Raw genomic sequence first — 13,361 nt, 5'->3', positions numbered from 1 at the left:
ACTTACATTATATTATTCATATGCAAGATACTGATTTATAAAGATAATTAATTATTTTGTTTGTTAGATGAGAATCTCGAATATCGTAAGATTCTCTCATTTAAAATCTGTTTATGTTGAATCAATCAAACCCGTCTCTTGCATGTTATGAGCGAGATTAGTGTGTAGCGTGAAACTGTCCCAAAAAGACTAAAAATGCCTATAATGAACCGTTTCAAATGCCAAGTGCTTTAGTCCCCCTGTACAGAGGGGGGGGGGCTCTGGTAAAGTGTGTAACCATGCCAGCGTACTTCTTTTTATTAAGCATAAAGATAGAGACAGCTCAATGGATTTACCGTTATATCATTCACAGGTGCCATCGCGAAATGAGCTTGGGGGGAGGCCTGAGAGATATTTTTTTAAAACGAACTCACGAACGCGTAACACGACAATGTTCTATCGTGTGCATTCTATTCTCATGAGAATTTTTATAAATATTTCTTAATGTATACGTTATTATTTATTTTAATTTTTTTGTCGGTACAAAATTTATAAATAAAAAAGATATTTCCAATATATCTCTTAATTATTGTAAATTAGTGTTTTTTTCAAGGCATTTTTTATCATACTAGGTAGAAAAAAACTTCACTTTTAAAAAATTAAAACCTTTAAAATTCTACTTTCTTCATCATAATTATTCAGACTTAAAACAAATTTTCCTTGGATACTCAGGCATAATCTTCCATTACTTAAAAGATATATAGCTATGGAAACTTTTTAAAGCCATAAAACCCAGCTAAAAATAATGGCAGATTGATCACTAATTTTACTTTACGCTTTCTTATTTTTTCCAAATTACACTTTTCCCCACTTTAGAGACAAATCAAACAGATGTACAACACTCTCCCCTCCAAGCTTGCATGCAACACCTATTATTCGTTAAGAAAACACTGAATCATCTCAGATTTATTTCAAACTACTGCTGCATTAAAGTGGAATTTTGATTTATAAGGAACAAAAAACATAAGCTTTATTAGGAAATACGATCTCTCTCCAAAAAGTCCAGTTATGGATTGAAAAATGTTCCAGCTCTTAACAAGATATCGCATTGACTGCAAGACCACCTTTACTTGTCTCTTTATAGCGTTCACTCATATCATGACCAGTCTGGCGCATTGTTTCTATACAAGCATCAAGAGAAACAAAATGATCTCCATTACCATATAATGCAAGAGAAGAAGCCGTTACCGCCTTAACAGCTCCCATTGCATTACGCTCAATACAAGGCACTTGTACAAGACCTGCAACAGGATCACATGTCATTCCCAAGTGATGTTCAAGCGCAATTTCTGCCGCATTTTCAATTTGAGCTGGTGTTCCACCTAACGCTGCGGTCAACCCTGCTGCGGCCATTGAAGATGCCGTTCCAACTTCACCTTGACACCCAACTTCTGCACCAGAAATAGAGGCATTATGTTTGATAACACCGCCTATAGCTGCTGCTGTTAATAGAAAATTATGTATTCCCTCTCGATCTGAATCATCATTAAACTGAAGATAATAACGCAAAACGGCTGGGACGACACCGGCTGCTCCATTTGTTGGTGCTGTAACAACACGACCACCTGCTGCATTTTCCTCATTGACTGCTATAGCATACACCGAAAGCCAATCATTTGCCCAAAGTGGATAATTGTAATTTTTCTTTTGTTTTTCCAAAAGCGTTTCATGCAGCTTTTTAGCGCGCCTTAAAACACGCAATCCACCAGGCAACTCACCTTCTTGTGAAAGACCTCTATCAATGCAATTTGTCATCGCTGAAAAAATTTCATCAAGCCCTACATCAAGAGAAGAACGCTCTATCTTTGTTTCTTCATTTAAGCGCTTCATTTCAGCAATTGAAAGTCCTGATTTTTCTGCCATTGATAACATTGTACAAGCAGAATCGAATGGATATGGTACCTCAAATGCTTCTGGTTGTATATTATCATTCATATGGCTTAATTCATCCTCAGTCACAACAAAGCCACCACCGATAGAATAATAAATCTGCCGCAACAGAACATTCCCATCAGTATCAAGTCCTTCAAAGGCTAGTCCATTTGTATGTCCAGGGAGGATTTGCTTTCGTTCAAAAATAAGATCACGTTGCACATCAAACTGATAAGCGGGATGACCTTCTGGTTGCACTTTTTTTTCACGTATAACTTTTTCTAACAAAAACCCCATGCTATCAGGATCAACAGTAGAAGCTTTTTCTCCTAAAAGTCCTAATATGATAGCTCTATCTGTTGCATGACCAATACCCGTGAAAGCTAAAGAACCATAAAGATAAACACGTATACGAGAAACTTGAACATCAGACGACTGAGAAAAATCCCCTATCTTTTGCAAAAACATATTAGCAGCAGTCATTGGTCCCATCGTATGTGAGCTAGAAGGACCAATCCCAATTTTAAAAAGTTCAAAAACAGATAGAAACACGTATCACCTTAAACTATAGTACAGCTTGAGCATATATGCTTTTTCATAACGTTTCTTCCATTTAAAATCAAATTGCGAGATAAACTAAAAAAATGACAACAATAAACACGAATGTCGCTCGTCTTGCTACCACCCAACACTTTCTTTCTATAGTGTTTTCCATTAGCCAACCTTTAAAACGGACAATGCCCCTAGAGTCACCACTCCCAATGTTCCAAACGTAGTAAAATAAGTGTTAATATGCAATATTAAAATTCAATAAGGATGAGAAATCTTATCGGAAATATTTTTCATAATGCACTAAGTTCTTCAAAACATATGCTTAATTGTATAAAATATTTTATGGGTATGTTTCAATGAAACGTACAAATTTTTCTAACGATTCTCGTTCTGTCTCAAAATTGTTTTCTGGAGCACTCATATCGCGATAACCAAGTGCCATACCACAGATAATATGGCGATCAGAAGGAATAGATAAAAGCGTACGAATCTGTTTATGATAATCAGCAAAAGCAGCTTGAGGACAGGTATCTAATCCAAATCCACGTGCAGCTAACATAATGGTCTGCATAAACATACCCAAATCAAGCCAACTCCCCATTTCCATGTCGTGATCCATTGTAAATAAGAGTCCTACAGGTGCATCAAAAAATAAAAAATTTCGCGCCTTTTGATGAAGTATTTTTTCTTCATCACCTTTTTGAATTCCAAGACTCTGATAAAGATCCAAACCAACTTTTCGACGCCTTGAAATATAAGGCTCACGCCACTGACGTGGATAATAACTATATTCACGCTCTCCTTTTACACCTGAAAGCACAAGTTGTGAAAGCTCTTGCCCTATTTTCTGTAATACACTTCCTGTAAGCACAATTACTTGCCATGGCTGAATATTTGTTCCAGATGGTGCACGTGCTGCAAGTTTTAAGATTTCTTTGATTGTTTCCAAACTAACTGGCTGATCAGTAAAAGCGCGAATTGACTTTCGTGACAATATAGATTGAAAAACACTCATAGGAGAAACTGTCATTGTTTTTACTTTCTTTATGAAAAATAGTTTTTTCTTATCAAGAATAATATACTGCGAAAATACCTTTGCAGCTTTTTCAAACACTCTATTTCTTTAAATGACTTACACATTTCACGCAGTGGTAAATATTCCCCTTAGAGATAGTATAATCTATCTCTTTTAAGAGAAAGAAATTAGTCTAAAAGAAGACAAAATAAATTTATAATCAATGACTACCCCCCAACTCCGCTAAGCTCTCAAAAAAACTCTCTTCAATTCGTTCTAAATCCTGTAGAAGATCATCAACATCATGCTGCATCTGCTTTAAATCAGTTCGTTTTTTATGAATTCCTGCTATTAATTTCTTAAGCTTTTTCTCATCATCAGGTGGTTTTCCAACCATTGTCAACATATCAGATATTTCAGACAACGAAAATTTTACTCTGTTAGCATACAGAATTTGTTTTAACTTATGACGATCCGTTTATGTATAAAGCCGTGTACTTCCACACCGAAAAGGGATAAGAAGTCCCTCTTCTTCATAGCAAAGTTCGAGCTATTATTGAAAACTCACGTGTTAATTTTCCAATTGAATAATATTCGTACATTATATTATTCTGTCTGCATAGATCACATTGTTATAAGAAATATGTCTATTTTTTATAAAACTTAGTGAGCACCTTAATCTCTACTTTTCTGCATTCTAATTTAGAAGAAAATACATTCACAAACATTGTATAGTAGAGAATCAATTATTTTTTAGATTATAGAAAGGACTCTTGATCTTTCATCATAAGTCCTTTTAAATTTTTATAGAAGATATCAATCAAAAATTTTCCTAAAGTTCAAAATCAATCTTATTTGATTTGTAGATAATCAACTCTTTTCCTTGAATATGATTTTTGAGTTTCACATATTTTGGAAAAATTCTATACTGCTTTTAGAAATTAAGAAACTTTAAAATAAAGTAACAAAAAAGATAAGCATCATTACAAAATAATAAGCTACTAAAGATGTTTAAAATAACTATCGCCTTATAATTTTTGATATTTTTCAAAAAAATATACAACTTCTGCATTTCGAAATAAAAAAACGTCTAAACTTTCTATTCAGACGTTTTTATATTATGTGATGTTGTATTTAAATTATTCAGCAACGGCCCCGGTTGTCATATTTGTCAACATAGCCTTAGCCACTTCGTTATTACTAGACTTACGCTGCTCATCTACAATCAAATCATCACGAACTGCAGCAATACGACGGATTTGAGAAATTGTACCACCCGTACCTGCTGGAATAAGACGACCGACAATAACGTTCTCTTTAAGTCCTTGCAAAGTATCAATTTTACCAGAAACTGCTGCTTCAGTAAGAACACGTGTTGTTTCCTGAAACGATGCCGCCGAAATGAAAGAAGGCGTTTGAAGAGAAGCTTTTGTAATTCCAAGAAGAATGGGATTACCAGATGCAGGTTTCTTACCTTCTGCAATCAAATTATCATTGATTTCATCAAGTTCAATACGATCAACATTATCACCTGGAATATAACCAGAATCTCCAGATTCAGTAATTTCAACTTTTTGCAACATTTGACGAACAATCACTTCAATGTGCTTATCATTAATAAGAACTCCCTGCAAACGATAAACCTCCTGAATCTCATTAACAAGATAAGATGCCAAAGCTTCAACCCCCTTAATCGCCAAGATGTCATGAGGTGCTGGATTACCATCAAGGATATAATCTCCCTTTTCAATTTGATCGCCTTCTTGGAAGTGGAACAACTTACCTTTTGGAATCAAGTATTCTACTGCCTCAAGAGTTTCATCATTTGGTTCAATAATGATACGACGTTTATTCTTATAACCACGGCCAAATCGAATTGTACCACTAACTTCAGCAATAATCGCATGATCCTTTGGACGACGCGCTTCAAAAAGCTCAGCCACACGAGGAAGACCACCCGTAATATCTTTCGTCTTGGCACTTTCCATTGGCAAACGAGCAATAACATCACCAGCCTTAACATGAGCACCAAGCTCAACAGAAAGAATAGTTTCCACTGACATCATATAACGGGCTTCACCTCCCTTATACAATTTAGCAATGGATTCACCTTCTTTATCCGTGTGAATAATAATAGCTGGTTTAAGATCCGCACCACGTGGATTAGCGCGCCAATCAATCACCAAACGCTTCGTAATACCCGTAGATTCATCAGCTGTTTCAGTGACAGATAAACCATCAATCATATCTTCAAAACCCACATAGCCTTCAACTTCCGTTAAAATTGGACGTGTATAAGGATCCCATTCTGCTATACGTTGGCCACGTTTAACCACATCACCATCATCAACAAAAATATGAGCACCATAGCTAACACGATGTACAACGCGCTCTTTTCCTAACTCATCCTTGATAAGGATAGCCATATTACGCCCCATAACAACCAAATGGCCTTCAGAGTTACGAACTACATTACGATTACGAATCTCCACCTTACCTTCATAAGATGCCTCTAAATACGATGAATCAACAACCTGCGCAGTTCCTCCTAAGTGGAAAGTACGCATAGTAAGCTGTGTTCCCGGCTCACCAATGGATTGAGCAGCAATAACACCAACGGCTTCTCCCTGATTAACAGGTGTTCCACGCGCCAAATCACGACCATAGCATTTTGCACAAACACCAAGACGTGTTTCACATGTTAATGCAGAACGAATTTGAACAGATTGAATCCCAGCTGCTTCAATCTTCGCGACATCAGCTTCCTCAATCATTGCTCCACCTTCAAGGATAACCTCTCCAGAGACAGGATGTAGAATATCAACAAGCGCTGTACGACCAAGAATTCTTTGCCCAAGGGAGGCAACAATTTGTCCTGCATCAACAATCGGCTGCATGGTAAGCCCTTTTGCGGTACCACAATCAACTGCTGAAATAATAGCATCCTGTGCAACATCAACAAGACGCCGTGTTAAATAACCAGAGTTCGCCGTCTTTAACGCAGTATCAGCAAGTCCTTTACGTGCACCATGCGTGGAATTGAAGTATTCATTAACAGTTAGACCTTCTTTAAAATTTGAAATAATGGGTGTTTCAATAATTTCACCCGATGGTTTTGCCATTAATCCACGCATACCGGCCAATTGTCTCATCTGGTTAGCAGAACCACGAGCACCAGAGTGCGACATCATATAGATAGAATTCATCGGCCGTTGACGACCTGTTTTAGGATCAAAATCGACAGCTTGAATACGTTTCATCATTTCATCTGCGACGCGATCTGTACATTTACCCCAAGCATCTACAACCTTATTGTATTTTTCACCTTGTGTAATCAAACCATCATTATATTGCTGTTCGTACTCCTTAGCCAAAGCTTCTGTTTCTGCGACTAAACGCGACTTACTATCAGGAATAACCATATCGTCCTTACCGAATGAAATTCCTGCACGACAAGCATAAGAAAAGCCAAGCTGCATAATACGGTCACAAAAAATAACCGTCTCTTTTTGTCCACAGTGCCGATAAACATGATCAATCATTTTAGAAATGTTCTTTTTCGTCATCTCTTGATTGACAATATCAAATGAGATATCCGCACTTTTTGGCAAAAGCTCACCGATAATCAAACGACCAGGTGTCGTATCATAAAGTTTAGAGACTTCTTTTCCATCCTTCCCCATATTCTTAACACGGCCTTTAATCTTCGTATGAAGCGTTATAACCTTATTTTCCAAGGCATAATGAAGCTCACCTATATCAGAAAAGGCCATTCCTTCACCTGGTTCTTTTTCAGAAACAATTGAAAGATAATAAAGACCAAGAACCATATCCTGTGAGGGAACAATAATGGGAGCACCATTTGCCGGATGAAGAATATTATTGGTGGACATCATCAAAACACGGGCTTCAAGCTGTGCTTCAAGAGAAAGCGGCACGTGAACCGCCATCTGATCACCATCAAAATCTGCATTAAAAGCAGTACACACCAGTGGATGAAGTTGAATAGCTTTGCCTTCAATTAAGATAGGTTCAAAAGCCTGAATCCCCAAACGGTGCAATGTTGGCGCGCGGTTGAGTAAAACAGGGTGTTCACGAATAACCTCATCCAAGATATCCCAAACTTCTGGATGTTCTTTTTCAACAAGCTTCTTTGCCTGCTTTACCGTTGATGAATAGCCTTTTGCATCAAGCCGTGCATAAATAAAAGGCTTAAATAATTCAAGAGCCATTTTTTTGGGAAGACCACATTGATGCAATTTTAATTCAGGACCCGTCACGATAACAGAACGCCCCGAGTAATCAACACGCTTCCCAAGTAAGTTCTGACGAAAACGTCCTTGCTTGCCCTTCAACATATCTGATAAAGACTTAAGAGGACGTTTATTGGCTCCAGTAATCACACGCCCACGCCGTCCATTATCAAACAATGCATCAACAGCTTCTTGTACCATACGCTTTTCATTGCGTACGATAATTCCAGGAGCTCGCAATTCAATCAGCCGCTTCAAGCGGTTATTACGATTAATAACACGCCGATAAAGATCATTCAGATCTGATGTCGCAAAACGCCCACCATCAAGCGGAACCAATGGACGCAAATCCGGTGGAATAACCGGAATTGTTTTCATAATCATCCACTCTGGCTTATTTCCAGATTCAAGAAAATTTTCAACGATTTTAAGTCGTTTAATCAATTTTTTCTGCTTTAACTCTGAAGTTGTTTCAGCTAATTCAAGACGCAAATCATTAGCGATTTTATCTAACTCCATACTAGCTAAAAGCTCGTAAATAGCTTCAGCGCCAATCATAGCTGTAAACTGATCTTCTCCAAATTCATCAATAGCAAGCATATATTCTTCTTCAGAAAGAAGCTGATGGAGCTTAAGAGATGTTAACCCTGGTTCGGTTACAATATAATTCTCAAAATAAAGAACCCGTTCAATATCTTTTAAAGTTAAATCTAAAAGTGTAGAAATACGACCTGGTAATGATTTAAGAAACCATATATGCGCAACGGGTGCCGCAAGTTCAATATGCCCCATACGCTCACGACGTACACGCGAAAGAGTAACCTCTACACCACATTTTTCACAAATAATGCCCTTATACTTCATGCGTTTATATTTGCCACATAGACATTCATAGTCCTTAATAGGGCCAAATATACGTGCACAAAAAAGACCATCACGCTCTGGTTTAAAAGTCCGATAATTAATCGTCTCAGGCTTCTTAATCTCACCATACGACCAGGACAAAATTTTCTCAGGACTCGCAATAGAAATACGAATAGAGTCAAATGTCTGCGCTGGCGCTTGAGGATTGAAAAGATTCATGACCTCGTGGTTCATGCTGTTCTCCTTCAAAGATTCTTAGAACCTGTTGTAATATCTCATTTATTTTATAACAAATCTTCTTTAAAATACATTTACTTTTAAAAACGACCTGTATAGCCTTAATAAGGTTATTGAGCCTCTTAAAGCAATAAGAGCGCAGCCTTTTTCTAGTGCGCTCCTTGAATTATTATTCTGCCGTATCAGACAATGCCCGCTGTGCAATAAGTTCACGCGCATCATCAAGCTCCACATTAAGAGCAAGTGAGCGCATTTCTTTTACCAACACATTAAAGCTTTCGGGTATACCTGCCTCAAATGTATCATCACCACGCACAATTGCCTCATAGACTTTTGTTCGACCAGCCACATCATCTGATTTTACTGTTAGCATCTCCTGCAAAGTGTATGCAGCACCATAAGCTTCAAGTGCCCAAACCTCCATTTCACCAAAACGCTGACCACCAAATTGTGCCTTACCTCCTAATGGCTGCTGCGTAACGAGTGAATAGGGACCAATAGAACGTGCATGAATCTTATCATCAACAAGGTGATGCAATTTCAACATGTAAATATATCCCACCGTTACTGGGCGATCAAAAGGCTCCCCAGTACGACCATCATAAAGCGTAACCTGCCCTGAACTATCTAAGCCTGCGTCTTCCAGCATCATGTTAATATCAGACTCATGTGCTCCATCAAAAACAGGCGTTGCAATTGAAACCCCTTTCTTCATCTGCAATGCCAATTTGTAAAGGCTTTCATTATCATACTGACGAACTGGTTCATTATGATTATCATCAGGCATAAGATTTTCAATACGCTGACGCAACGGCAATATATCCCCAGTCTCTTGATATAACTCTAACAAAGCACCAATCTTCTTGCCCATCCCCGCACATGCCCAACCAAGATGCGTTTCAAGAATTTGTCCAACATTCATACGACTAGGCACACCAAGCGGATTCAAGACGATATCAGCATGGGTCCCATCTTCAAGAAATGGCATATCTTCTACGGGAAGAATACGTGAAACAACACCCTTATTCCCGTGACGCCCCGCCATCTTGTCACCTGGTTGGATTTTGCGCTTCACAGCCACAAAAACTTTCACCATTTTCATGACACCAGGAGGCATTTCATCACCTCTTTGGACCTTTTCAACCTTATCCATAAAGCGACGTTGTAATGCTTCTTTTGATTCATCATATTGCTTGCGCAAAGCTTCAATTTCATTTTGAAGCTTTTCATCCTCAACAGCAAATTGCCACCACTGGGATCGTGGATAATGCCCCATTACTGTACTATCAAGCTTTTTACTACCCGAAAAGCCTTTCGGACCTTCTACAGCAACTTTACCTGTCAACATATCGGTGAGGCGCGCATAAACATTGCGATCAAGAATAGACTGTTCATCATCACGGTCTTTTGCTAAACGCTCAATTTCTTCACGCTCAATTGCCATCGCACGTTCATCTTTTTCCACACCATGGCGATTAAAAACGCGAACTTCAACAACAGTACCAAAAGTCCCAGGAGGCATACGCATAGAAGTATCACGAACATCGGATGCCTTTTCCCCAAAAATTGCACGCAGAAGCTTTTCTTCCGGCGTCATGGGACTTTCACCTTTCGGGGTAATCTTTCCAACTAAAATATCACCGGGTTGAACTTCAGCACCAATATAAATAATGCCAGCTTCATCAAGATTTCTTAACGCTTCTTCCGCAACATTAGGAATGTCGCGCGTAATTTCCTCAGGTCCAAGTTTTGTATCGCGTGCCGCAACTTCAAATTCCTCAATATGAATTGAAGTAAACACATCATCAGCAACAATGCGCTCGGATAACAAAATAGAATCTTCATAATTGTATCCATTCCAAGGCATAAAGGCTACGAGAACATTCCGCCCAAGAGCCAAATCACCAAGATCCGTGGATGGACCATCTGCAATGATATCACCTTTCTCTACCCTATCACCGACATGTACAAGAGGACGCTGATTAATACAAGTGGACTGATTAGAACGCTGAAATTTCTGTAAGCGGTAAATATCAACGCCTGATTTTGAAGGATCTAAATCTTCTGTTGCACGGATAACAATACGGGTAGCATCGACTTGATCAACAACACCACTACGCTTTGCACTCACAGCAGCTCCTGAATCGCGCGCAACAATAGATTCCATTCCCGTCCCAACAAATGGCGCTTCAGCGCGTACAAGAGGAACTGCTTGACGCTGCATGTTCGATCCCATAAGCGCACGATTCGCATCATCATTTTCCAAAAAAGGAATAAGCGCTGCTGCAACTGAAACCAACTGTTTTGGTGAAACATCCATCAAATCAACATGATCACGCGGCGCCATTAAAACTTCACCAGCATGACGGCAAACAACAAACTCTTCTATAAAACGACCTTCGTTATCTAATGAAGAATTAGCCTGAGCGACATAATGCTTTGCTTCTTCCATCGCTGAAAGATAAATAACTTCTTTTGTGACTTTTCCATCAATAATTTTTCGATATGGGCTTTCAATAAAGCCATATTTGTTAACTCGCGCAAATGTTGCTAAGGAGTTAATCAGACCAATGTTGGGGCCTTCTGGTGTTTCAATCGGACAAATACGACCATAATGCGTAGGATGTACGTCACGAACTTCAAAACCCGCACGTTCACGTGTCAAACCACCTGGACCAAGAGCAGAAAGACGGCGCTTATGGGTAATTTCTGACAATGGATTGGTTTGATCCATAAACTGCGACAATTGTGAAGACCCAAAAAATTCACGGACTGCTGCTGCCGCAGGCTTTGCATTAATCAAATCCTGTGGCATAACTGTATCAATTTCAACCGATGACATACGCTCTTTTATCGCACGCTCCATACGAAGAAGACCAATGCGATATTGATTTTCCATCAACTCCCCGACGGAACGAACGCGACGGTTGCCAAGATTATCAATATCATCAATTTCACCACGTCCATCACGCAATTCAACCAACATCTTAACAACAGCAAGAATATCCTCTTGGCGTAAAATGCGAACTGTGTCTGGACAATCAAGATCCATACGTAAATTCATCTTAACACGCCCGACAGCTGAAAGATCATAACGCTCTGGATCAAAAAACAATGAATGGAACATTGCTTCTGCTGTATCGATTGTTGGAGGTTCACCTGGACGCATCACCCGGTAAATATCAAATAACGCATCCTGCCGACTTTCATTTTTATCCACCTTCAAAGTATTGCGGATGTAAGCGCCAATATTCATGTGATCAATATCAAGAATATTGACTTGATCAGCACTAACATCGAGCAGAACTTTTAATACTTTTTCGTCAATTTCATCACCAGCTTCAAGGTAGATTTCACCTGTTTCGTAATTGACGATATCTTCGGCTAGATAACAACCTAATAAATCATCTTCACTAACTTTAACCGCTTTAAGTCCTTTTTCTACCAAAGACTTCGCAGTACGAACTGTTAATTTTTTACCAGCCTCCGCAACGACTTCACCACTATCTGCATTTATAAGGTCAGAAATGAGCTTCATTCCTTTAAAGCGATCCACAGAATAAGGAACTCGCCATCCTTCTCCATCACGCTCATAAGTCACTTTATCATAAAACGTCGATAAAATATCCGACGCATCCATACCTAATGCCATCAAAAGACTAGTAACAGGAATCTTGCGCCGTCGATCAATACGCGCATAAATGATGTCCTTAGCATCAAACTCAATATCAAGCCAAGAACCACGATACGGAATAACACGAGCAGCAAAAAGAAACTTTCCTGATGAATGGGACTTTCCTTTATCATGGTCAAAAAAGACACCAGGAGAACGATGCATCTGAGAAACAATAACACGCTCCGTACCATTAACAATAAAGGTACCATTCGTCGTCATTAAAGGCATATCGCCCATATAAACGCCTTGCTCTTTAATGTCTTTGATATCTTTGGAGCCAGTATCCTCATCAACATCAAAAACAATCAAACGCAATATGACCTTTAATGGGGCAGCATAAGTTAAATCACGTTGACGGCACTCTTCAACATCAAATTTTGGTAAATCAAATTCATAACCTACAAACTCAAGCATAGCTGTACCGGAAAAATCTGAAATAGGAAAAACCGATTTAAAAACAGCTTGCAAACCTTCATCTGGTCGCCCACCTTTCGGTTCCTCAACCATGAGAAATTGATCGTATGAGGCTTTTTGAACCTCAATAAGATTCGGCATTTCTGCTACTTCAGGAATCTTACCAAAAAATTTCCGTACGCGCTTACGACCATTGAATTGAGACATCATTGCGTGAGTCTGAGCCATCGTCGCTCCTTGATCTTTACTCTTCAAGGTAGACCAACCTTGAAAGCCTTATACCATTAACCTGCATATGCAGACCAGTTCACTTGACACTCAATAATGAGCATCATTAACTTTCCCCACCAACATAAGCCATTTATCTCTTTGACTCTATGATGAAGGGATAAGTAATCCAAACTTATCCCATTCCTGTTACGAAACCATTGGGAAAAGT

General features: G+C 38.8%; 5 protein-coding genes. All 5 read right to left on the bottom strand.

Annotated features, from left to right (window positions below):
- Positions 1 to 1,071: 1,071 nt before the first annotated feature.
- Entirely contained in the window at positions 1,072 to 2,463 is a 1,392-nt protein-coding gene (locus ACFINE_RS01235) for an L-serine ammonia-lyase (protein WP_375620780.1), read from the bottom strand.
- A 340-nt stretch (positions 2,464 to 2,803) separates the two neighbouring features.
- Complete coding sequence (locus tag ACFINE_RS01230) at positions 2,804 to 3,493, bottom strand: nitroreductase (RefSeq protein ID WP_375613507.1); 690 nt, start codon at positions 3,491 to 3,493, stop codon at positions 2,804 to 2,806.
- Positions 3,494 to 3,698: 205 nt separating this feature from the next.
- Entirely contained in the window at positions 3,699 to 3,902 is a 204-nt protein-coding gene (locus ACFINE_RS01225) for a hypothetical protein (RefSeq protein WP_375613464.1), read from the bottom strand.
- A 715-nt stretch (positions 3,903 to 4,617) separates the two neighbouring features.
- On the bottom strand, positions 4,618 to 8,829 hold the full coding sequence (gene rpoC / locus ACFINE_RS01220) for a DNA-directed RNA polymerase subunit beta' (RefSeq protein ID WP_375613463.1): 4,212 nt from the start codon (positions 8,827 to 8,829) through the stop codon (positions 4,618 to 4,620).
- Positions 8,830 to 9,001: 172 nt separating this feature from the next.
- Positions 9,002 to 13,150: a DNA-directed RNA polymerase subunit beta gene (rpoB, locus tag ACFINE_RS01215; protein WP_375620779.1), complete on the bottom strand. Its 4,149-nt coding sequence runs from the start codon at positions 13,148 to 13,150 to the stop codon at positions 9,002 to 9,004.
- Positions 13,151 to 13,361 lie beyond the last annotated feature (211 nt).

Source organism: Bartonella sp. AA97HXZ (assembly GCF_042196985.1).
GTDB lineage: Bacteria > Pseudomonadota > Alphaproteobacteria > Rhizobiales > Rhizobiaceae > Bartonella.
The sequence above is the reverse complement of the archived record's forward strand: the minus strand, read 5'-3'. Positions and strand labels throughout refer to the sequence as shown.